Genomic DNA, 24834 nt, shown 5'->3' on the forward strand with positions numbered 1-24834 from the left:
TATATTTTAAGAAATATATATAATAGATATATTTAAAAAAAGGTATAGAAATTTTAATTAAGATAAGGTATACTATTCATCCGATGTTATATAAAAAGATTAATAAGTTTGTACAAGATGTGTAATTTAATTATGAAAAATAGATAGAGTAATATAATAAACAGTATTTAGTTATACATACAAAGATAAATTTTAGATAATTATAAGTTAAGAGAGTAAAAATTAAAACTAACTAGAGAAGAAGAGGATAAATTATGGAATTATTTGTTACAGATTTAGATGGAACATTATTAAATAGTAAAAAAGAAGTATCTAAGTATTCATGCGATACTTTAAATAAATTAATAGATGACGGTGTTAACTTTACAGTAGCCACAGCGAGAACACCAGCTACAGTAGTAGAATTATTAGAAGAAATTAATTTAAAGCTTCCAGTAGCACTTATGAATGGGGTTTTAATTTATGATATTAAAGAACAAAAGTATATAGATATAAAAGAAATAGAAAAAGACACTGTTAAAAAGTGCTTAGAGATATTTGAAGAGTTAGATAAAAATGTATTAGTGTATGGAATTAAAGATAATCATTTATGGGTTTATTATAAAGAGTTCCAATATGCTTGGGAATATAATTTCTATAAAGAAAGAGCTGATAAAAAGTTAAAAACTTTTGTGGAAGTAACTGATTATAAAGAAGCAATTAAAGATTCTAAAGTAATTAACTTCATTGTATTTGATAAATATGAAAATATTAAAAAAATAAATGATGAATTAACTAAAATTGAAGGGTTAACAGTTAATTATTATGAAGATATTTATGAAGAAGATTGCTATTTCTTAGAAGCATATAGCAGTGAAGCTTCAAAAGCTAATGGAATTAAGTTTTTAGAAAGATATATTGAACATGATAATTTAGTTTGTTTTGGTGATAATTTAAATGATATACCAATGTTTGAACTTTCAAATGAAGCTTATGCAACTGCTAATGCTGTGGATGAATTAAAGGAACTGGCAACAGCTGTTATAGGAAGTTGTGATGAAGATGGTGTTGCAAGATTTTTAGAAGAACGTTTCAATAAGTAGAATTAAATTATCAACATAGTGTAAAAATATTAGGTACCTTTAAAATTTTTTAAAATTGATATATTATATACTAATAGTTTTAGTAGTGGAGCCTATATCAGATATAGGGGCAACTTTAGCAACTATTATTACGTTTATAATTTTTTATGAGAAGAAGTTAAGTGGAAGTATATCAAAAATGAATAGTAAAATTATAGTATAAATTTAAAAAAGCCTTATGAAATAGTTAATTTATTTCATAAGGCTTTTGTTTATTATAAGCTAATGTGGAAACTTACATTTCAATTAATTCTAGTTAAATAATTTATGGTATAATGTATCCATTATATGTAACGTAGGTGAATTTATGATAAAACAGGTTTTATTAAAAGCATTTGAGAAAAGTACTTATGGTAAAAATGAGAGAGATGGAAGACGAGTATTAAATAATGATTTAATTGCAGATATAAAATATGAAGCTGACGATAATGAAATTTTTATTAATAGTTTAGTTATATCTGAAAGTTTATATAGTCAGTATAATTGCAGATTAGATATGGATAAAAAGACTAAAGAAATAGTTTTAACTAAGTGTAGTTGTAGTGATTATGAGAAAAATGGTAAAAAGAGAATTACATATTGTTGTAAGCATTTAATTGCTACGTTTTATAGATTTTTAGATGATATAGAGCAAGATAGTTCAATTCAGGATGAATTAGGTATTGGAGAAGCTTCAAAGGAGCTTATTAAGTCAACTACAGATTCTGTATTAGATTTATTACTTGGTGAGAAAAAAATTAAAAAAGAAATAAAGCTTGAGGTTGTAATAAACAGGGTAAATTGGTATGGAAAAATTGCAGCAGAGTTTAGAGTTGGGCTAAAAGGGATGAGTTCAAATAAGTTATATATTTTAAAGGATATAGGAAGCTTTTTAATATCTTTATATAATAAAGTTCCTTTAGCATATGGAAAAGATTTTACTTTTGATATAAATGAACAGAAGTTATCTAATAGTGATAAAAGACTTATTAAACTTATAAATCTTATAAGAGATATAGATAGAAAATTTATTTCAGGAAAGCAAGTTATAATTCCAGATTATCTTGTCAGAGAATTTTTAAATGTAATAAAAAATAATAGGGTCTACTTAGGAAGCGGGTTTTATTCAAGGCAAATAGAAGTAGATGTATTAGAAGAAAAAATTGATTTACCGATGTCGCTAGAAGATGGGGGGAAGGTAATAAAGCTTGAAGCTGAAAATGGTATTCCAGAAAGCTTAACATCAACTAAGGATGTATATTTGTATAATTCTAATATTTATTTACCACCAGAAGAACAAATAGATGTTTTGAATCCTTATGTAGAGTCTTTTAGTCATGGTAAAACTATATTTTTTGCTAAAGAAGAAGAGGAAAGAATTTTAAGAGAATTAATACCTTCAATGCAAGATGTAAGTAAAAATATAAGATTATCTAAAAGTCTTAGAGATAAAATCATTATTTCACCAGTTAGCTTTAAATTCTACTTTGATAAAGAAGATGAAACATATTTAATCCTTAAAGTATGTTATGGACAATATGAGTTTAATATCGAACATAACTTTGAAGAGAAAATTATCTATAGAGATAAGGCTAAGGAAGATGAAGTAGTACAAAAACTAAAAGAGTTAGGTTTTGAAAAAATAGATGATAAGTTTGTATTCTTTAAAAGTGAAGATGATTTATTTAGATTTTTTAAGCGTGATATAGTAGAACTTCAAGATATAGGAGAAGTATATTATTCAGAGAATTTTACTGGTATAAAATCAATAGGTTCTGGAGCTTTTAAGGGAGAAATAAGAAAAGGAAAGTTTGATTATTTTGAGCTTAAATTTACCTTAGGAAATATTCAAGATAGAGAAATAGTTAATATATTAAGAGCTTTTAGAGATAATAAAAAGTATTATAGATTAGAGAGTGGAGAATTTTTAGACCTTAATGACTTAGAGTTAAATAAAATTTTAGCACTTTTAGATTCAATGGAGCTTATTGAGAATGATAATAAGGCAATTTTTAATAAGAATAAAGCAGGGGTAATAGAAGATTACATAAATGACTCAGGAATAAAAGGAATAAGAGGACGTAAAATTATAAAAGAGATAAAAGATTCTTTAGTATCGTATAGAGATAAAGAATACACTATTCCTAATAATATAAATGCAACTTTAAGAGAATATCAAGTTGAAGGCTATAAGTGGCTTAAAACATTAGATTATTTAGGGTTTGGCGGTATATTAGGTGATGAGATGGGATTAGGTAAAACTTTGCAAACTATAACTTTCATAGCATCAAATGAAGGTAAAAAGAGTTTAATAGTAGCGCCTACTTCACTTGTTTATAATTGGAAAGGTGAGTTTTCGAAATTTTCACCAGATATAAAGGTTGGAATAGTTAATGGTGTTGTTAAAGAGAGAAAAGAATTAATAGAGAGATATAAAGAGTATGATGTTTTAATAACAACTTATAATTTGTTAAGAAGAGATTTAGAATTTTATCAAGATAAAGAGTTCGATTATTGTATTTTAGATGAAGCACAAAATATAAAAAATTCATCATCGCAAAATGCTATGGCAACAAAGAGTATAAATGCAAAGAGAAAATTTGCTTTAACAGGTACACCAATAGAAAATTCTCTTATGGAGATTTGGTCTATATTTGATTTTATAATGCCTGGATATTTATACGATGAAAAGAGATTTTTAACTAGATATCATAGAAGACTTGAAGAAGATAAAGTTATTATTGATGAAGTTAATAAGCTTATAAGACCATTTATTTTAAGAAGATTTAAGAGCGATGTCATAAAAGAATTACCAGAAAAAATCGAAAAGAAACTTATAGTACCACTTGAAGAAGAGCAAAAGAAAGTGTATGGGACTTATGCAAATTATGTTCAAGAGCTTATAGATAAAAAAGTTAAAAATGATGAATTTACAAAGAGTAAGATAGAAATACTTTCTTATATAACAAAGTTAAGGCAAATATGCTTGGACCCATCGGTTATAATGGAAAACTATATTGGAGGAAGTAGTAAGTTAAATGCATTAACAGAGACAGTTATAGGATGTATAGAGCAAGGACATAAAATACTAGTGTTCTCTCAATTTACTACAGTATTAAAAAATGTGAAAAATATATTTGATAGCAATTATATTACTTATAAATATTTAGACGGATCAACACCTTCTAAAGAAAGAGCAAAGCTCGTTGATGAATTTAATAATGACGATACATCTGTATTTTTAATCTCTCTTAAGGCTGGAGGTACAGGATTAAACTTAACTAGTGCAGATATAGTTATTCATTTGAATCCATGGTGGAATCCAGCGGTAGAAGATCAAGCTACTGATAGAGCGCATAGAATTGGGCAAAATAATATAGTGGAAGTAATTAAGATAGTAGCTCAAGATACAATTGAAGAAAAAATAATAAGTCTTCAAGATGAGAAAAAAGCGCTTATAGATAAAATAGTAGGAAAAGGTGCCGAGTTAGATAACACAATATTAAAAATAAGTGATGAAGAAATTATTTCATTATTTTATTAACTTAGTATATAATATATAAAAATACTGAACATAAAAAACGATAAGTTAATATGTTTATAATGTAATATAAAAAGCAAAGGATGGTGTTTATGAAAGTAGTAATTATAGGTGGAATAGCAGCAGGTATGAGTGCGGCTGCAAAATTTAAAAGACTTTGTCCTAATGATGAAGTTATAGTTTATGAAAAAGGAGATATAGTTTCTTTCGGAGCTTGTGGACTTCCTTACTATGTTGGAGGATTCTTTGAAGATTCAAATGAAATGATAGCAAGAACTCCAGAAAAGTTCAGAGAATCAGGAGTAGATATATTTACTAAACATGAAGTATTAGGTATAGATTTTGATTCTAAGACCCTAAAAGTTAAAAACATAAGAGATAATGAAGAATTTACTGATTCATATGATAAGCTAATGATAGCTACAGGAGCAAGAGCTATAATTCCACCAATAAAAAATGTTAATTTAGAAAATGTATTAACATTAAAATCTATGGAAGATGGTAATAGAATAAAAGCATTGCTTTCAAATCCAGAATTAAAGAAGGTAACTATTATAGGCGCTGGATTTATTGGACTTGAAGCAGTGGAAGCTGCTAAGCAAAAAGGTAAGGAAGTAACTGTTGTTCAACTTCAAGATAGAGTTTTAGCAGAAGTTTTTGATAAGGAGATAACTGATTTATTAGAAGAAGAAATTAGAAGTCATGAAGTTAATCTTTTATTAAATGAAACTGTTTTAGAATTAGGTGGAGATACAAAAGTTAACAAAGTAATAACTAATAAAGGTGAATTTGAGACAGATTTAGTTATACTTGCAACAGGAGTAAGACCAAATACTGAGTTTATAACAGACCAAAGAATAGAAAAGTTAAGAAATGGTGCTATAGTTGTAGATAAATTTGGAAGAACATCAATAGAAGATGTTTACGCAGCTGGAGATTGCGCAACAATAAATAATTACGTAAGTGAAAAAGAAGCGTATGTTCCATTAGCCACAGGGGCAAATAAGCTAGGAAGAATAGTAGGTGAGAACTTAGCAGGGCAAAATAATTGCTTCCAAGGTTCTTTAGCATCAAGTTGTATTAAGGTTATGAATATGGAAGCTGCAAGAACAGGACTTTCAGAAAAAGAAGTTAAAGAGTTAGGATTTGATTATAAGACTAAGTTTATTTCCGATATGAATCAAACAAGCTACTATCCAGGTAGACAAAAAATATATGTTAAACTTATTTATGATGCACATAGTAAAGTAATACTAGGTGGTCAGGTTGCTGGATATAAAGATGCGGTTCAAAGATGTAATGTTTTAGCTGCATGTATTTTCGGAAAGATGACTACTGAACAATTAGGAATGCTAGACCTTTGTTATGCACCACCATTTGCAAGAACATGGGATGTTTTAAATGTAGCAGGAAATGTATCTAAATAATTAATAATTAACAATTAAGAGTTAAAAATTATAGGATATTTAATTTGCAAATTTAGATTTAAATATCGTAATATATTAACTCTTAATTTTTTATAGGTAGTATTTATATAAGAAAAATTAATATATAAATACAAGTGAAGCACGAAATTTTTACGAATTAATATTAAATAGAAATTAAAAATTTTCGTTTTTTTAATTTACATAGCTTAAAATTTATGTAATAATAGTATAGATTTTGTGCCTAATTAATAGATTAAATTGAGATTTTCTATTAATAGTTACATAAGGGAGATTAAAAGTGAATATAATTTGTTTAATCGAACTTAAGTATAAGTAATTTTTAGTATAAAAATTATTTATACTAAAAAAAAACTATAAAATTAGGAGTGTACATATGAAAATAGGATTTGATCACGAAAAGTACTTAGAGGAGCAATCAAAATTTATCTTAGAAAGAGTTAATAACTATGATAAGTTATACTTAGAGTTTGGAGGAAAATTGTTATTTGACCTTCATGCCAAAAGAGTATTACCAGGTTTTGATGAGAATGCAAAAATAAAGTTATTACATAAGCTAAGAGAAAATGTTGAAGTAGTTATTTGCGTTTATGCTGGAGATATCGAAAGAAACAAAATCAGAGGAGATTTTGGAATTACTTATGATATGGATGTAATGAGACTTATCGATGATCTAAGATCTTATGACTTAGAAGTAAATTCAGTGGTAATTACAAGATATAACGACCAACCATCAGCAACTGTATTTATAAACAAGCTTGAGAGAAGAGGAATAAAGGTTTATAAACATAGAGCTACTAAAGGGTATCCAACAGATGTTGATACTATAGTTAGTGATGAAGGTTACGGAAAGAATCCTTATATAGAAACAAGTAAACCGATAGTTGTTGTTACAGCACCAGGACCAGGAAGCGGTAAGCTTGCTACTTGCTTAAGCCAACTATATCATGAATATAAAAGAGGAAATTCAGCTGGATATTCTAAATTTGAAACATTCCCAGTTTGGAATGTACCACTAAAACATCCTTTAAATATAGCTTATGAAGCTGCAACTGTAGATCTTAAGGATGTAAATATGATAGATTACTTCCACTTAGAAGCTTATGGAGAAACTGCAGTAAATTATAATAGAGACCTTGAAAGTTTCCCAGTATTAAGAAGAATAATAGAAAAGATTACTGGAAAAGAATCAGTTTATAAATCACCAACAGATATGGGTGTAAATAGAGTTGGATTTGGAATAGTTGATGATGAAGTTGTTAGAGAAGCATCAAAACAAGAAATAATTAGAAGATATTTCAAAACTGGATGCGAATATAAAAAAGGGTATGTGGACAAAGAAACATTTGAAGCTGCTAAACTTATAATGGAGCAAGTTAATTTGAAGGAAGAAGATAGAAATGTTGTAGCTCCTGCAAGAAAGCGTGCTGAGGAATTAAAAGAAAAGTCAAATAAAAATGAAATATGTCCAGTTATCGCGCTAGAACTTCAAGATGGAACTATAATAACTGGAAGAAATACAGAAGTTTTAGATGATGCAGCAGCAGTTTTATTAAATGCTATAAAACATTTAGCAAATATATCTGATGATATTCACTTAATATCACCAGTGATATTAGAACCAATTATAAAGTTAAAATCACAAACATTAGCAAATAAGAATGTATCATTAAATTGTGAAGAGGTACTTATTGCATTAAGTATTTGTGCTGCGACTAATCCAACAGCTCAAGTAGCTATGGAAAAGCTACCAATGCTTAAAAATTGCCAAGCACACTCAACAACAATATTACCAACTAGTGATGAGCAAACATTTAGAAAATTAGGAATAGATATAACTTGTGATGCTGTTTATCCATCAGAAAGTTTATACTATACTAACTAAATTATGAAAAGTTAATTCAAAGATATATAGCCTTTAGTAGATATTTAAATATATTTACTAAAGGCTTTTTTATTATAAAAATATTTGAAGAATTAAATATGGTATTATGTACAAAATATAAATAATGAGTTTTTATATGGAGGTAGTTTGATGAAAGAAAAATTAAGAATTATACCACTGGGTGGTATGGGTGAGATAGGAAAGAATATAACTACTATAGAGTATAATGATGATATTATTGTTATAGATTGTGGATTAGCATTTCCTGATGAAGAGATGTATGGTGTAGACCTAATTATCCCAGATATATCATATCTTATAAATAATAAAGATAAAGTAAAAGGCCTTGTTTTAACCCATGGGCATGAAGACCATATTGGTGCAATACCGTATATTTTAAAACAGTTACAAATGCCTATTTATGGAACAAAATTAACTATAGGATTAGTAAAGACTAAGCTTGAAGAACATAAATTGTTAAATGAGACGAAAACAGAGAGTGTAGAAATGGGAGATGTAATAGAGCTTGGATGTTTTAAAGTAGAATTTATAAGAGCTACACATAGTATAGCTGATTCTTGTAGTTTAGCTGTTTATACACCGCTAGGAACAATATTACATACAGGAGATTTTAAAATAGATTATACTCCAATTGATGGAAAGCTTATGGATTTACAACGTATATCAACTATAGGAAGAGAAGGGGTTTTACTTCTTATGGCAGATAGTACAAATGTAGAAAGAACAGGTCATTCTTTGTCAGAGAGTACCATAGGACAGACGTTAAAAAGAATTTTTTCTACAGCCAAAGGTCGTGTTATAGTTGCTACATTTGCATCTAATATTCATAGGATGCAACAAGTAGTAGATGCATCTATGATTTATGGAAGAAAAATTGTTTTTAATGGAAGAAGTATGGAGAATGTATCTAAGGTAGCTAGAGAACTTGGGTATCTTCATGTGCCTGATACAGATATAATTGATGTAGATGATATATCTAGTTATCCAAATGAAAAAGTAACAATCTTAACCACAGGAAGTCAAGGAGAGCCTATGGCATCTTTAGCGAGGATAGCTTTTTCAAATCATAGAAAAATATCTATAGAAGCAAATGATACATTTATAATTTCAGCATCACCTATTCCAGGTAATGATAAGCTTATATCAAAGGTGATTAACCAATTATTTAAAAGAGGTGCCAATGTTATATACGAAGATTTAGAAGATGTACATGTATCAGGCCATGCGTACCAAGAAGAGTTAAAGTTAATTCATACTTTAGTTAAGCCTAAATATTTTCTACCTGTTCATGGGGAATTTAGACATTTGAAACATCATGCTGATTTAGCAGAAAAATTAGGAACACCAAAAGAAAATATATTTACTTTAGATACTGGGGAAATACTAGAGATATCAAAAGATGAATGTAAGAAGGAAGGTAAAGTAAAAGCTGGATCAATATTTGTAGATGGATTAGGTATTGGAGACGTTGGCAATATAGTTCTTAGAGATAGAAGGCATTTAGCTCAAGATGGAATGCTTACAATAGTAGTTGTTATAGAAAGGAATAGCTTAAGTATTCTTTCAGGGCCAGATATAATAACTAGAGGATTTGTTTATGTTAAAGAATCAGAAGAGCTAATAAAAGAAGTAAAGGATATTGCTTCAGCAGAATTAGACAAATGTTTAGAAAAAGGAATAGTGGAATGGTATTTGTTAAAATCTTCAGTTAAAAAAGCAGTTGAAAATTATATTTATGAAAAAACAAAGAGAAAACCAACTATAATTCCAATAATAATGGAAACATAAAAGGAGCTAATTTTAGCTCCTTAAAATTTTATTCAAATCGTTCACAACCTATACTTTTTAAGAAATTATTATCTATATAACTATCTATAGGTTGTAGGTTATGATCAGATTTATATTTCTGTACAGCTAATTCTAAAGAATAACCGTAAATACCGTCAGCAGGATGATCATAATATCCTAGTGCATTTAGAATCCTTTGTACATGATATACGTCAGCTCCCTTACAATTTGGAGTTATAACACGATCGTAAGGAGAGAATCTCCAATTAGGGCCACCAGAAATAACAACTGATGTATCATAATCAACTAAATTAAATAGTTCTTTTATATTATGATTATACATACGAATACAACCATTAGAAGCCATACTTCCTATACTACTAGGGTTACTTGTTCCATGAATTCCAAAAGTATCCCATGGTGCATTTAATCCTAGCCAATATCCACCAAAAGGGCCTTTCATTAAGGCTTTACTTTTAATTTGCCATGTACCTATTGGCGATGGAGTAGATTTTTTCCCAATTGCTATGGGATATACTTTAACTTCTTCTTGTGTTTTTTTGTCTACTAAAGTTAAAGTTCGAGCATACAAATCTATTAAAATTATATATTTATTACCATCTGTACAAGCTGAAGTGGATGCCATAGAGATTTGAGAGACATTTAAGATTAAAACAATTAGTACAACTATTGTAATAAATCTATTTTTCATATTATCACCTGCCATTCAGTTAATACTTTTCAATAATATCAGACAACTCAATCCTAACAAGGTTAGATAAGTCATCAGCAGAATAATTAGCTTTAGCATCATCTTTAACTGTTAATATTATAGGTAATGCTATTGTAAATGTAGTACCTTCACCATATTGGCTTTCTACAGATATAGTGCCTTTATGAAGTTCTATTAACCCTTTTACTATGTATAAACCTAGCCCACTTCCTTCTGTATTTCGATGTAAAGAAGAATCGGCTTGATAAAATCTATTAAAAATATTTTTAAGTTTATCTTCTGGTATACCCGTACCGGTGTCTTTTACCTTAATAATTACTTCATTATTATTTGCATTTATACTTACATATATTCTACCTCCATCAGGTGTGAATTTTATACTATTTGATAATAGATTTAGTATACAGCGTTCTATCTTATTCGTATCAATATAAGTATTTATTTCCTCTTGTTCTGTATCGAATATAATTTCTATATTAAATGTTTTAGCTAAATCAACTGTTGACATAACGGTATCTTCTATTACTTGAACTATATTTTTATAGGAAAAGTTAGCAGTGATAAAGCCTGATTCTAATCTAGTAACATCGATAATGTTATTTACAAGTTTTAACAAACTATTACCGTTTTGGGTTATATAATTTAGCTTATTTAAGAAATAATCCTTATCTAATGAAGGCTCATTTGCTTTAATTGAAAGTAGATGAGCGGTAGATAGAATTATATTTATAGGTGTTCTAAACTCATGAGATATTGTAGTGATAAAAATTGATTTTAGTTTTTCTGTTTCGAGAGCCTTTTTATAAACAGCATCCTTTATTGCTATAGATTTTTTTTGATTTATAGAAAATATTATTATGTAAATTAAAAAAATAAAGAGAGATATTATAAAAATCCACAATAATATTTTTAAGTATGGAGGCAATAAAAAATCAAAAACACCCTTATTTAAAACTATACTTTCTTTAGGCAATAGTAGTGGATTTATATGATAATAATTAAGTGAGTCATAGTTGAAAATTGTTAAGTCTAAGCTGTTATAAAGTAAAGGTATTTCGCTAATAGAAGTTCCAGAAAGTATTTTAAGTAATAAGTCACCAGCTATAGCTCCATAATTATCACTTGGATCAACTATTCCACCTATTGCACCAGCAGTAATATAAGGTTGAACTTTGGTATAAATAGGTGTATTGGTATTATTTTTTATTATTTGTATAGTATCATTTAAATCTAAATATGCATTAGTAACTTTATCTTTATATTCTCCAACTATTACTAAAGCAGAAGATTTAGGATCGCTTTTTGAAAGTTCAGGAATAATATTATCTAAGTACTCCTCAACAATAAATGTAATATTTAGAGACTTACTAGCTAAAGGTTGCATATTGATTATGTTTTCCTTTACTACGTTAGAAAAAGTTGAATTATCTAATAAAACAATTACATCTGTTAAATCTTTTTCTAAAGTGATAAGTAAATTTAAAAAGCGAAGGTTATCCTCTCTATCTATAACACCAGACATATATTGTTTTTCTTCAGTAGAAAGTGTAATTAGATTATTTGAACCTATAAATATGGTTGGTTTTTTATAGAAAATAGAACTTTCTATAAATAAATTTTCTCTAAGAAAAGATAAAGCTTCATCATCTATAGTTAAAATTGCATCTATAGGGTAATCTTTATACTTCATATTTAAAAGTTCCATGAAACTACTTTTATATTCATCAGTAAATAGTGTTTTGCTATCTAGAAATTCTAGGGTTAAATTTATATTAGGGGTAGTAGATAGTTTCTTTTTTAATCCATTGTAAACTAGTGATTCCCATTGGTTATCAGTATTATATGAATTTAAAATTAAAACATTAAAAGCTTTTTCGGTATTAAAAGCATAGGTGTTATTTTTGTATCCTATAAAAATAAAGGCTATAAATATTAGCGAGAACAACTTAATTAATGACTTTATATATGACATAATAAAACCTCCGGTAATACTAATATTTAGTATTTGTATATATAGTAAAATAAATTCTTAAAGGATAAATAAAAAACCATAAATAATCTACAATATTTGGTATAAATATTATGTTAATTTGGAAAATTATATGGAGAAAAAATACAAATGAGGGATAGAGTGATTATTATGAGTAATATAAAGTTAAGGTTTTTAGAAGGTACAAATTTATATAGTAAAGATAATCTTATCTATTTGAAGGGGGATGGTGAGTGTTATAGAGGTGAACTTTTAAAAGTTGTTTATGACTATATGAATATTGGTGAAAAGCTAAAACTAAATAGTTATATTGATATAGTTGAAAAAAATGATATTATAGAAGTTTTAATAAGTAGTAATAATATTTATTTATCTAATAATATAATTAAATCTTTAATGAGTAACTCTAGTGAAGAAACGATATTAAATGAATTAAAAAGTAATGGGGATAATGAGTGGAGTGAAAAGTTAAAAGAGATAGCTGTTAGTAAGAATATTCCTTATACTAGAATAAATGAAAATGAAGTGATTTTAGGGTATGGGGAAAATTCTTTTAAAATAGATAGAAATGATTATATAAGCAAATATGATGAAGATTATTCTAAAATCTTTAATTATATCGATGGAAATGTTGGAGAAATACCAATAATATCAGTTACGGGAACTAATGGTAAGACTACAACAGTGAGGTTAATCCACAAGATATTACTCGATTTAGGATATAAGAGTGGGTTGGCTTCAACTGGAGGAATATATATAGGAAGTAAATTGATAAAGTATGGTGATACAACAGGATTTTATAGCGCTAGAGAAGTGTTGAAAAATAAGGATGTTAATGTTGCTGTTCTTGAAACTGCAAGAGGTGGCATTTTAAAAAAAGGATTAGGATATAAGAACTCTAAAGTTGCTATAATAACTTCATTAAGTGAAGACCATATAGGAATGGAGAATATAAAGTCTGTAGATGATTTAATAAATATAAAATCAGTTATAACAGAAGAATTAGATAAGGATGGAATATTAATTATTAAAGCTATACCAACATTAGTAGAGCGATTTAAAGATAGGAATAATGTGATTTTATTTAATTATTTTGAAGATAAATTAATAAAGGACCATACTAAAAGAGGAAATATAGCTTACTATGTCAAAGAAGATTATATAGTTAAAAATAGTGGAGGAATTGAGGAAAAAGTAATTTCTATAAAGGAAATACCATTTGCGTTTAATGGTATTTCTAAAAGTAATATAAGAAATGTTATGGTAGCAATGATAGCTACTGAACATATATGTAAAAATATGAATAGCATTATTGATATAGTAAAAAAAATAGAGTGTGATATTTATAATAATTTAGGAAGACAAAATATTTTAGATTTTAATGATTTTAAAATGATAATTGATTATGGACATAATAGCGAAGCATTTAAAGAGGTTTTTTCTATTGCTAGGAGTATGAAAAATAATAGAATAATTGGTGTAATAACCGCTGCTGGTGATAGAGAAGATATTTATATTAAGGAGCTAGGAGAGATAGCAGCTGAGTTTTGCGATAAAATAATAATTAAAGAACAACCGGATTTGAGAGGAAGAAAAAAAGGAGAAACTGCTGAACTATTAAAAGAAGGAGCTTTAAATAATAAATATAATAGCGAAAATATTAAAGTAATATTAGAAGAGGAAGAGGCTATTTTATATGCTTTAAGGAATGCTAATGTTGGGGATGTTATAGTGTCATTTAGTCAGTTTTTATATTTAACATTTCCAGTTATAAATAAATTTAGAGTAGAAAGAGGATTAAATAAAATAGGTGAAGATTTAGATTTGATGCATTAATAGCATATGGTACTTCATAATAAGTAAACTAAGTATTAAATCCGCGTAAAATACAAAAACTATTTTTATGTTTTATGATGAATTTAATTTTTATGGAGGTTATACCACTTATGAAGGATTTACTAGATAAAGGTGCTGTTATTCAGAGAGATAAGGAAAGCTATGCAATAGCGCCTCATTTAACAGGAGGATTAGTAACACCAGAACAATTAAGAAAGATTGCTGATGTTGCAGAAAAATATAATGCAGCAGCATTAAAAGTAACAGGAGCGCAAAGAATTGCAATAGTAGGAATTAAGGAAGAAGATATAGATAAAGCTTGGAATGATTTGGGTATGAAACCAGGAGCTGCTATAGGGTTGTGTGTAAGAAGCGTTAAAATATGTCCAGGAACTACATTTTGTAAAAAAGGAATGCAGGATTCAGTAGCAATAGGGGCAAAGCTTGATGGAGCTTATCATGGTAGAAATCTACCTAATAAACTTAAAATAGGTGTTAGTGGCTGTGTTAATAGTTGTTCTGATAGTCATACTAGAGATATTGGTCTAATTGGAACAGCTAAAGGATGGATGGTATTAGTTGGAGGAAAAGGTGGCGTTAAACCACGACTTGGAGATAGAATATTAATTAATGTATCTAATGATGATATATTTGGAGTTGTGGAGAAAATAATAAATGTATATGGAGATAATGCATTAGGAAAAGAGAGATTAGGAGATTATATAGATAGAGTTGGATTAGATGAATTTAAAGCTAAGTTAGGCATAAGCTAATAATAATTAAATAAGAAAATGAAAATATCACTGAAAGTTTGAACTTTTCTAGTGATATTTTTTGTTTTGTTAAAGGTTATATTATAATAACAGTAAGTAAAATTATATTTAAAGGTAAAAGAAATTAAAAAAGTTTATATAAAGTTTGTAACGAAAGTAAAAAAATACGTACATATGTAATGGAGGTGAGTAAATGAAACAGATGGAGGAACTGTACCTTAACTATGCAAAGACAGTTCATAAATATTTAATATGTTTGACTAATGATGTAAATATAGCAGAAGACTTAACACAAGAAACATTTTATCAAGCCTCGAAAACTATTAAAAATTTTAAAGGTGAATGTAAAGTATCGGTGTGGTTATGTCAAATTTCAAAGTATTCTTGGTACAAGCATTTGGAAAAAAATAAAAAATATAATTGTGATTCTTACGAAGATATATCATTTGAAATTGTAGGATACCAAAATTTAGAGTTAGATTTACTTAAAAATGAGGATAAGATGGAATTGTTTAAAAAGATTCATTTGCTTGATTCGCAAAGTAAGGAAATTATTTTTCTAAGGATAAGTGGTGAGTTAAGTTTTAGGGAGATTGGTGACATATTTAATAAAAGTGAAAACTGGGCCAGAGTTTCATTTTATCGTGCAAAGCAAAAATTATTGGAGGTATAGAGTTAATGAGAGAAGATTTGAATTGTGAAATTGTAAAAGATTTATTGCCAAATTATATTGAAGGATTGACTAGTGAATATACTAATGAAGCAATGAAGAGGCATTTTGAAACATGTGAAAGTTGTAAAGAAGCATATGAGTTATTAAGTGTGAATGGCACGGAAGACGAAAGTTTGCAAAAGAAAAATATTTATGAAGCAAAAGAATTAAAGTATTACATGAAAAAGGTTAGATTAAGAAATTTATTTTTAGGAGTAATTTTTGCATCTTTAGTTTTAGGTGGAAGTTATTTATTATACGATAATTTAGTTAATATATGTAATTATAATGAACCAAGTGAAAATGTAGAAGTTACAGAGCTTTATCAATTGAATGATAACTATGTTTATTTTAATCTTAGAAGTAAAAGTGAATATCTAATCAGTGCTATGACCTTCGGGCCTGGAAAAATAGATAAGGGCTATGTTGGTACGGAAATACATTTTTTAAGGCCTGTAATTGGGAAAAAATTATCTAAACTATCAGAAGAAGAAAAAGAATTGAATTTAGGAGCAGGCTTTGTAATAGATATAGAAAATAAAAAGCTAATTGACGTAGGCAGCTTCATAAGGGCAAATGATAATATAACTGCAGAGGAAATAATTAATTATGCTGAAAATAAAACAACTGAAAAAGGCAATATTGATATAGTTAATTCTGATAGTAAAATTTATTATATCGGAAGAAATGATGATGATAAACTTTTAATATGGGAAGAGGGAATGAAGTTGCCTAAATACCCTAATTAAAAACTTGTATTTTAAATATTTTTTAGAGAAAATTTAATAGTCAAAACGATTTTATTAGCTTTAAGACTTTATTTCAGAGAGATGAAATAGAGTCTTTTCTTTTGGAAAGAATAATAAATATGTTTACACAATAGAAGATAGAAGATAATATTAATAAAGTGCAAAAGAATTTAGTTTAAAGTTAAGAATTGAAAATGAAAAGTTAAGTATGAAACTGCTGTGAGGTTTCTAAAATTATAGTTGTTTAAAGTTATCTTGGATAAGACTTTACTTCTAATCTAACTATTTACTTTTAACTTAAAACAAGAAATGAGGGAAACTATTGAATAAATTTAATGATTATAAAATAAGCAATGAAATACTAAAAGCTTTAGATGCTTTAGGATATAATAAACCATCAGATGTTCAACAGAGGGTTATACCAGAAATATTGCAAGGTAAAGATGTAATAGTTAAATCACAGACAGGAAGTGGTAAGACTGCAGCTTTTGGTATACCTTTATGTGAAAAGTTGAATTGGGATGAACAAAAACCTCAAGCCTTAGTTTTAACTCCAACAAGAGAACTTGCTATACAAGTTAAAGAAGAAATAATGAGCATAGGTAGATTTAAGAGAATACGACCTGTTGCTGTATTTGGTAAACAACCTTTTTCGGATCAAGCAAGAGAATTAAAACAAAGGACTCATATTGTAGTAGGAACTCCAGGTAGAGTAATGGATCACATAGATAGAGGTTCTTTAAATACATCAAATATTAAATATTTAATAATAGATGAAGCTGATGAAATGCTTAATATGGGATTTATTGATCAAGTTAGAGAGATACTTAGAGGATTAAATAAAAATAGACAAAGTATTCTTTTATCAGCAACTATATCAGAAGAGATTCTAAACTTATGTAATGAATATATGAATAATCCTATAAGTATAGAAATTAAAGCTCAAAAGTTAATAACAGATAATATTAATCATGAACTTTATAGAGTTAATGAACAATATAAGATGGAAGAATTAAATAAGCTTTTAATAAGTGAAGCACCTAAAACTGCAGTTATATTCTGTAAAACAAAAGAAAATGTTGATAAGGTCTTCGAAGCTCTAGGTAGAAAAAGATATTCTATAGGTAAAATCCATGGTGGTATGCTACAAAAAGAAAGAATGGATCAGATGGATAGATTTAAAAAAGGAAATTTTAGAATTCTTATTGCTACAGATGTTGCCGCTAGAGGAATTGATGTTGAAGGAATAACTCATGTTATAAATTATGACTTACCAGTGGAAAAGGAAGCATATGTACATCGTATAGGTAGAACAGGAAGAGCCGGAGCAAAAGGAAAGGCATTGAGTTTAGTAAATCAATATGAAGATAGACTATTAAATCTAATTCAAGAATATATAGGATTTGAAATTCCTTTAAAAGATTTACCAAGTGAAGATGAGGTAAAAGCAAAGGAAATGGAAGGAGTAAAAATATTAAAGTCAAATCCAACAGTTAAGAAACAAAAAGCCAAAGCTGTAAGCAAAGATATTACTAAGATATATCTTAATGGTGGTAAGAAGAAGAAGATAAGACCAGGAGATATAGTTGGAGCTATTTCAAGGATTGAAGGTATAACAGCAGAGGATATAGGAATAATAGATGTTCAAGATACAGTATCTTATGTAGATATATTAAATGGAAAAGGTAATAAGGTTATAGATGGCCTTAGAAATGGAACAATAAAAGGCAAAAAGCTTAAGATTGAAAGAGCGAGAAAATAATTAGTATTGCCTAAAAATAAAGAAAAAGTACGAAAAAAGTTTACAGATGAAAAGTTGACTTTGTCGCAGTGAAAATGCTACTAGCGTAGGGGAGAAAATTTAGATTAAGTTAACGTGAAAGGTACTAATATAGATACTTTTCACTAGTGCTAAAGGCAATATTTTCTCTGTCACGTCAGTGGCTTTTTCTATTTTGACGAAGTCAAACTTTTCATCAAAGTGATTCATACTTTATTTATAGTGTGTATTTCTAAATTCTGAAGGAGAAACTCCTTCAAAGGATTTAAAAGTTTTAGTAAAGTGACTTTGGTCATAGAAGCCTAAAACTAATGATATATCTAGAATACTTTTTGTTGTTGTCATAAGCAATACTTTAGCTCTATCTACTCTTATTTTTTTTGAATATTTCATTAATGAAATTCCCATATGCTTTTTAAAACATGATACGGCATATTGAGGAGTTATGTTAAGATGAGTAGCAATATCTTCTAGTGAAACGTGGCTTTCAATATTCATATGAAGATACTGTAGTATTTTATTTACTATAAAGTTATCTTTAACTTCAACATCACTTATTAATAGTTCTAAATATGTGTTGGCCATATCTAGCTCAATATCTTGAAGTTTAGATAATTCAGAAGTTTTTATAATCTTTTCATAATATTTATTATAAACAGGATGAAGATATTTTTTTGCAACACCACGTCTTATTATTTCTCTTGCAAATACAGCATTCCAAATAAGTAAATCATCCCTTTTTAAGTCACAAGGTACAGCATCCCTAAGTTCACCGATATGCTTTTGACTTATGTTATAAAGTATAGCAGGTCTATTTCTAGTATCTATAAATGAATCAAAATCATTACTAAATATACTTATATCAGATATGAAGCTTTCGTACATAATATCCTCCCATAAATTGTATTAATTATATATATATTATATTTAAAATGTACAATCGTTTGCAATATATATTAATATATGATGAATTAAAAGAAATATTTATGAGGTGATTTTTATGAATAAACATGCAGTATATCATGTTTTAGATGTACCATATGCATATGGTAAAGATAGAGATACTCTAGTATTGAGATTAAGAGTTGCTAGAGATGATATAAAGGAATGTTCAGTTTTATATAGATGTAGGTATGATTGGGAGAATGAATATAAGAGAAAGAAGATGAAAATAGTAGCTGAAACTGAATTATTTACTTACTATGAGGTGGAATTATCTATATATAGAAATAGGTACAGATACTATTTTGAATTAATGGACAAAGCTAATAATGTACTTATATATACTGAAAGAGGCTTAGTTGATGTAGATTATGCAAATATAAATGTAGCAGCATTTCAATTTCCGTATATATCAGAAGATGATTTGTATGAAGAAGAGAAATGGCTACAAGAATCTGTAGTATATCAGATTTTCCCAGATAGGTTTTTTAACGGTAATCCTGATATTAATCCGGATTGTGTTAAAGAATGGGGCAGAGGGAAGGTTGGAAGACATTCAATGTATGGAGGAGATATACGAGGAATAATTGAAAAGCTTGATTACCTTAAAGAATTAGGTGTAGATTTAATATATTTAACTCCTATATTTAAGTCAAGTACTAATCATAAATATAATACGACTGATTATTTTGAGGTAGATCCTACATTTGGAACATTAGAAGATGTAAAAGAATTAGTTAATAAATGTCATGAAAATAATATGAGGATAGTTTTTGATGCTGTTTTTAATCATTCTGGTAATGATTTTTTTGCTTTTGAGGATTTATTAGAAAAACAAGAAAAATCTAAGTATAAGGATTGGTATTTCATAGATAGTTTCCCGGTAGGAGTAGAGGAATGTAATTATTACACCTTTGCAAATGGTTGTAGTAATATGCCAAAATTAAATACTAATAATAAAGAAGTTAGAGAATATTTATTAAATGTTGCTAAGTATTGGGTAAAGGAAATTGGTATAGATGGTTGGAGACTTGATGTTTGTGATGAAGTATCTCATGATTTTTGGAGAGACTTTAGAAAAGCTGTAAAAGGTGTTAAAAGAGATGCAATAATAGTTGGAGAAATAATGCATGAAGCAAATGCTTTCTTGAAAGGTGATCAACTAGATTCAATAATGAATTATCCTTTTAAAAATGCTACTATAGATTTTTTTGGTAAGCATAGTATCTCTGCTTTAGAGTACTTAGATATATTAGCTGCTAACAGAATTCTTTATATGAATAGTATTACAAAGCAAATGTGGAATTTAGTAGGGAGTCATGATACAAAGAGAATAATAAATGAATGTGATAATAATGTGAATAAAGTTAGACTTGCTATTGCTATGCAGTTTACTTATGTAGGGGTTCCATATATATATTATGGAGATGAAGTTGGAATAACTGGTGGAGATGATCCTGATAACAGAAAATGTATGATTTGGGATGAGGAAAAGCAAAATAAAGAAATATTGAATTTATATAAGCTATTAATAAAAATAAGAAAAGAAAATAAATCTTTGGTTCATGGAAGTTTTGAAGTGATTTATTGTAAAGATGAAGTAATTGGATTTATAAGAGAATATTATGATGATAAGATTATGGTTATATTTAATAATTCAGAAGAAGAGCAGTGTATTAAATATCAGTGTAAAAAGATAGGGATTGACTTAATAACAGAGAGAAATATAGATTTTTCAGAAGATATAAAAATAGAACCATTAGATTTTATGATAATAAAGTTTTAAGAAAAAATTAAGAGTAATTCTATTAATATTGTGTAATAATTATACTATAATGTAGCTATAGTAAAAAATTTATATTTATAAAGATAAGATGGTGCTAGAATTATGAGTAGTATAAATGAAGCAATAGTTTATTTTGAAACATACGGATTATGGTTTTTATTTATAATTGTATATTTAGAGTATTTAAATTTACCAGGACTTCCAGCTGGAATAATAATGCCTGCTATAGGAGCTTTAGTGGCACAGAGCAAATATAATTTTCTATTTGTTTTAATTATATCTGTTATAGCTGGAGCAGTAGGAAGTGTATGTTTGTACTATGTAGGATACTTTATAGGAAATCCGGTATTACATTGGATATATTCAAAATTTCCTAAAACAAGAAAATCTGTAGATAAAGTTACTATGTACTGTGAAAAGTTTGGAAATAAGGGTTTATTTATTTGTAGATTAGTTCCAGTAGCAAGGACTCTTGTATCATTAACTTCAGGAATTTTGAGAGATGGAATAGTGAGTTTTATTTTATATTCAGTACCAGGCATTGCAATATGGAATGCAGTTACTATAATGAGCGGATATTTAGCAAGTAAGGCTATAATTAACTTATAGTTTTTAAAAACTAAATAAAATTACAAAAGTGTGCTACTTTTATTTAGTAGCACACTTTTTGTAATTAATTATAAAATACTTACTATTATTATACTTATATTTAAATGATGGAGGAAATGAAATATATTTTTATCTACAATAGAAAAATGAGAAGGAGAAGAATGAGTAAAATAGTAAGTATTTTTAGTGGAAGAATAATCTCACCATTTCTCCAACAAATAAAATATACTGTATATAATAGAAGTATATTTACTTTTTTGGAAAATATGATAAAATTAAATCAAGAGTAAACAATTACAGAAAGTTTTGTATACTTAATTAATATAATTAATAAAGAAGTGATTGAATGAATAAAGTAGTTAAAGGAAGCTTTGAATTAATGAAAAAACTTAATGTTGAAGCTATACTAAAAGTTATAAAGAATAATGGAAGTTTATCTAGAGCTGATATTGCTAAATTAACAGGACTTACACCAGCTAGTGTAACTAATATTACAAAGATATTAATTGAAAGTGATTATCTAATAGAAAGAGGAATAGGGGAGTCCAATGGAGGAAGACCACCAATAATTTTAGAGATTAATATTAAAGCAAGATATATAATAGGTGTAAGTATAGGTGTGGGAAGTATAGACGTTGTATTAACTGATTTAGGAGCAGAGATACTAGCTAAGAAATCAATATATATAGATGAAAACAATACAAATAAAGAATTTGTATTTACACACTTAATTAATTTAATTAATGAAGTTATAGAAATATCGGAAGTAAATAGAGATAAAGTTGTCGGCATAGGAGTAGCTATGCATGGAGTAGTAAATCCAATGTTAGGAATATCGCAATATGCTCCTTATTATAAGTGGGAAAATGTAAATATAAAATTAATTCTTGAAGAGAAATTTAAATGTCCTGTATTTGTGGATAATGATGTAAGGGCTATAGCATTAGGCGAAAGTTTATTTGGAGCTGCTAAAAGTATAGATAATTTTGTTGAAATTAACATCTCTAATGGGATAGGTGCAGGAATAATAATTGATAACAAACCTTATTATGGTGTTGATTATAGTGCAGGTGAAATTGGTCATATGGTAGTAGAACAAGATGGATCCTTATGTAAATGTGGAAACTATGGCTGCCTAGAATCTGTTGCATCAAATATAAGTGTTGAAAGAAAGGTTATTAGAAGTATAAAGCAAGGTGTTAAGAGTTCTTTAGTTGATGATGTTAAAGATATTGAAAAAATAAATATAAAAGATATATCGATAGCTGCATCAAAAGGAGATGAATTAGCAATTTCTGTTTTAAAAGAAGCAGCAAGGTATATAGGTGTTGGTATATCAGGATTGGTTAATATACTTAATCCGAAGCTTATAGTTGTGGTAGGAGATATTTTTGAGCAAGAGAAAATTATGATTGAAACTTTAAGTGAGGTAGTTAAAAAGAGAGGCTTAAAAATTCCAAGCGAAAATGTAAAGATAGTAAAATCAGATTTAGGTGAAAATGCAGCGGTAATAGGTGCAGCAACATTAGTAATACAAGAAGTTTTTAAAGGTAGAGAATTTATGTAATTAATTAATAAATTTATATAGGGGGCAGGAAAGATGGTCAACGTAGGATATGAAATAGAGAGATTATTAAAATTTGCATTAAAAAAAGAAATGATTTCAAAGTGGGATGTTATACCTTCAAGAAATGCATTATTAGATTTATTAAAGGTCGAAGCACCGTATGAAGGTATAGTAGAAGAAGTAGTAGAAGATACACCTGTTAAAATATTAAAAAATATTTTAGATTATGCAGCAGAAAATAATCTAATTGAAGAAGATACTATAACATATAGAGATCTTTTTGATTCAAGGATTATGGGTCTTTTAATGCCACGTGAAGGTGAAGTAGTAAACAAGTTTAATAAAATAGCCGATCGCAAAGGATTAGAAGAGGCGACAAATTGGTTTTATGATTTAAGTAAATCATCAAATTATATAATGACAGAAAGAATTGATAAGAATTTATATTGGTTATCAGAAACTGAATATGGTGATTTAGAAATAACGGTTAACCTTTCAAAGCCTGAAAAAGATCCAAAGGAAATAGCTAAGGCTAAACTTGTAAAACAATCTTCATATCCGAAGTGTCTTTTATGTATAGATAATGTGGGATATGCAGGAAGATTAAATCATCCAGGAAGACAAAATCATAGAGTAATTCCTTTTGAACTACAAGGCAAGGAATGGTTTTTACAATATTCACCTTATGTATATTACAATGAACATTGCATAGTATTTAAAGGTGAACATAGTCCAATGAAGTTAGGAAGGGATGCATTAGAGAGATTAGTAGAATTTACAGATAAATTTCCTCATTATTTTATAGGATCAAATGCAGACTTACCAATAGTTGGAGGTTCAATATTGACGCATGACCATTACCAAGGTGGTAGACATGTATTCCCAATGGAAAAGGCTAAGATTGAAAAGTATTATGAAAGTGATAAGTTTAAAAATGTTGAAATTGGTACAGTGAAATGGCCAATGACTGTTATAAGATTAAAATCAGAAGATAAGAAAGCTTTAGTAGATGTTGCTATGGAGATATTTGAAGCATGGAAAGTATATTCTGATGAAGCAAATGATATATTAGCATTTACAGGAGAAACACCACACAATACTGTAACTCCAATAGCTAGAAGAAATAATGGAGCTTTTGAACTGGATATTGTTTTAAGAAATAATAGAACTTCAGAAGAACATCCAGATGGAATATTCCATCCACATAAAGAGCTACATCATATTAAAAAAGAAAATATTGGACTAATAGAAGTCATGGGACTAGCTGTTCTTCCGGGAAGATTAGAAAAAGAATTAGAAAAGATAGCTGAAATTATATCAGGAGAAGTTTCTTATGATAGAGAAGTTGCATTAGAGGATAATGATTTAAATAAGCATATTGATTGGATTGAAGAAATGCTGAACAAAAATAGTGATATGAATTTAGAAGATGCAAGAAATTTTGTAAAAGAGGAAGTAGGAATAATATTCTCTAAAGTTTTAGAAGATTCTGGAGTATTTAAGAGAAATAAAAAAGGACAAGCAGCGTTAGAAAAATTTATAACATCAGTTATATAGTTATAAGGAAACTCACTACT

17 protein-coding genes are annotated in these 24834 nt (G+C 27.9%); 14 read left to right on the forward strand and 3 right to left on the reverse strand.

What is annotated here, in order from left to right; genetic code table 11:
- The first annotated feature begins 254 nt into the window (after nucleotides 1-254).
- The 5 genes from LQE93_RS05625 (at nucleotide 255) to LQE93_RS05645 (ending at nucleotide 9780) form a co-directional block, all read left to right on the forward strand.
- The gene (locus tag LQE93_RS05625) at nucleotides 255-1082 is read left to right on the forward strand and encodes an HAD family hydrolase (protein WP_231072557.1); all 828 of its coding nucleotides are present in this window, start codon (nucleotides 255-257) and stop codon (nucleotides 1080-1082) included.
- Nucleotides 1083-1428: 346 nt separating this feature from the next.
- Nucleotides 1429-4644 carry a DEAD/DEAH box helicase gene (locus LQE93_RS05630; protein WP_231072559.1) on the forward strand — a complete coding sequence of 1072 codons (3216 nt, stop codon included), beginning with the start codon at nucleotides 1429-1431 and terminating at the stop codon, nucleotides 4642-4644.
- 89 nt (nucleotides 4645-4733) lie between these two features.
- Nucleotides 4734-6068, forward strand: a complete 1335-nt coding sequence (locus tag LQE93_RS05635; protein WP_186838010.1) for a CoA-disulfide reductase — start codon at nucleotides 4734-4736, stop codon at nucleotides 6066-6068.
- A 394-nt stretch (nucleotides 6069-6462) separates the two neighbouring features.
- Nucleotides 6463-7971 carry a DUF1846 domain-containing protein gene (locus LQE93_RS05640; protein ID WP_055263615.1) on the forward strand — a complete coding sequence of 503 codons (1509 nt, stop codon included), beginning with the start codon at nucleotides 6463-6465 and terminating at the stop codon, nucleotides 7969-7971.
- 150 nt (nucleotides 7972-8121) lie between these two features.
- On the forward strand, nucleotides 8122-9780 hold the full coding sequence (locus LQE93_RS05645; protein ID WP_231072561.1) for a ribonuclease J: 1659 nt from the start codon (nucleotides 8122-8124) through the stop codon (nucleotides 9778-9780).
- Between the two features lie 28 nt (nucleotides 9781-9808).
- Here LQE93_RS05645 and LQE93_RS05650 read toward each other — a convergent pair whose 3' ends face one another.
- Nucleotides 9809-10492 carry a L,D-transpeptidase family protein gene (locus tag LQE93_RS05650; RefSeq protein WP_231072563.1) on the reverse strand — a complete coding sequence of 228 codons (684 nt, stop codon included), beginning with the start codon at nucleotides 10490-10492 and terminating at the stop codon, nucleotides 9809-9811.
- A 19-nt stretch (nucleotides 10493-10511) separates the two neighbouring features.
- Nucleotides 10512-12485 carry a sensor histidine kinase gene (locus LQE93_RS05655; RefSeq protein WP_231072565.1) on the reverse strand — a complete coding sequence of 658 codons (1974 nt, stop codon included), beginning with the start codon at nucleotides 12483-12485 and terminating at the stop codon, nucleotides 10512-10514.
- Nucleotides 12486-12653: 168 nt separating this feature from the next.
- On the opposite strand from LQE93_RS05655, the gene LQE93_RS05660 reads away from it, so the two are divergent.
- The 5 genes from LQE93_RS05660 (at nucleotide 12654) to LQE93_RS05680 (ending at nucleotide 18335) form a co-directional block, all read left to right on the forward strand.
- A complete protein-coding gene (locus LQE93_RS05660) occupies nucleotides 12654-14339 on the forward strand; it encodes a Mur ligase family protein (RefSeq protein WP_231072567.1) in 1686 nt (561 codons plus the stop codon).
- A 110-nt stretch (nucleotides 14340-14449) separates the two neighbouring features.
- On the forward strand, nucleotides 14450-15112 hold the full coding sequence (locus LQE93_RS05665) for an NAD(P)/FAD-dependent oxidoreductase (protein ID WP_186838014.1): 663 nt from the start codon (nucleotides 14450-14452) through the stop codon (nucleotides 15110-15112).
- A gap of 193 nt (nucleotides 15113-15305) precedes the next feature.
- Nucleotides 15306-15785 carry an RNA polymerase sigma factor gene (locus LQE93_RS05670; RefSeq protein WP_231072569.1) on the forward strand — a complete coding sequence of 160 codons (480 nt, stop codon included), beginning with the start codon at nucleotides 15306-15308 and terminating at the stop codon, nucleotides 15783-15785.
- 5 nt (nucleotides 15786-15790) lie between these two features.
- Nucleotides 15791-16573 carry a zf-HC2 domain-containing protein gene (locus LQE93_RS05675; RefSeq protein ID WP_231072570.1) on the forward strand — a complete coding sequence of 261 codons (783 nt, stop codon included), beginning with the start codon at nucleotides 15791-15793 and terminating at the stop codon, nucleotides 16571-16573.
- Between the two features lie 322 nt (nucleotides 16574-16895).
- Nucleotides 16896-18335 (forward strand): DEAD/DEAH box helicase, encoded by a 1440-nt coding sequence (locus tag LQE93_RS05680; protein WP_055263599.1) that lies wholly within the window; start codon nucleotides 16896-16898, stop codon nucleotides 18333-18335.
- 231 nt (nucleotides 18336-18566) lie between these two features.
- Here LQE93_RS05680 and LQE93_RS05685 read toward each other — a convergent pair whose 3' ends face one another.
- Nucleotides 18567-19238 (reverse strand): helix-turn-helix transcriptional regulator, encoded by a 672-nt coding sequence (locus LQE93_RS05685; protein WP_055263597.1) that lies wholly within the window; start codon nucleotides 19236-19238, stop codon nucleotides 18567-18569.
- A gap of 115 nt (nucleotides 19239-19353) precedes the next feature.
- Here LQE93_RS05685 and LQE93_RS05690 point away from each other — a divergent pair, with 115 nt between their 5' ends.
- The 4 genes from LQE93_RS05690 to galT all read left to right on the forward strand — a co-directional run bounded on the left by LQE93_RS05690 (nucleotide 19354) and on the right by galT (nucleotide 24814).
- Nucleotides 19354-21081: a glycoside hydrolase family 13 protein gene (locus LQE93_RS05690; protein WP_186838015.1), complete on the forward strand. Its 1728-nt coding sequence runs from the start codon at nucleotides 19354-19356 to the stop codon at nucleotides 21079-21081.
- A 102-nt stretch (nucleotides 21082-21183) separates the two neighbouring features.
- On the forward strand, nucleotides 21184-21690 hold the full coding sequence (locus tag LQE93_RS05695; protein ID WP_231072572.1) for a DedA family protein: 507 nt from the start codon (nucleotides 21184-21186) through the stop codon (nucleotides 21688-21690).
- Between the two features lie 346 nt (nucleotides 21691-22036).
- Entirely contained in the window at nucleotides 22037-23257 is a 1221-nt protein-coding gene (locus LQE93_RS05700) for an ROK family transcriptional regulator (protein WP_055263591.1), read from the forward strand.
- A 33-nt stretch (nucleotides 23258-23290) separates the two neighbouring features.
- On the forward strand, nucleotides 23291-24814 hold the full coding sequence (gene galT / locus LQE93_RS05705; protein WP_231072574.1) for a UDP-glucose--hexose-1-phosphate uridylyltransferase: 1524 nt from the start codon (nucleotides 23291-23293) through the stop codon (nucleotides 24812-24814).
- Nucleotides 24815-24834: the final 20 nt, after the last annotated feature.

Source organism: Clostridium sp. NSJ-145, from assembly GCF_021044725.1.
GTDB lineage: Bacteria > Bacillota > Clostridia > Clostridiales > Clostridiaceae > Clostridium > Clostridium disporicum_B.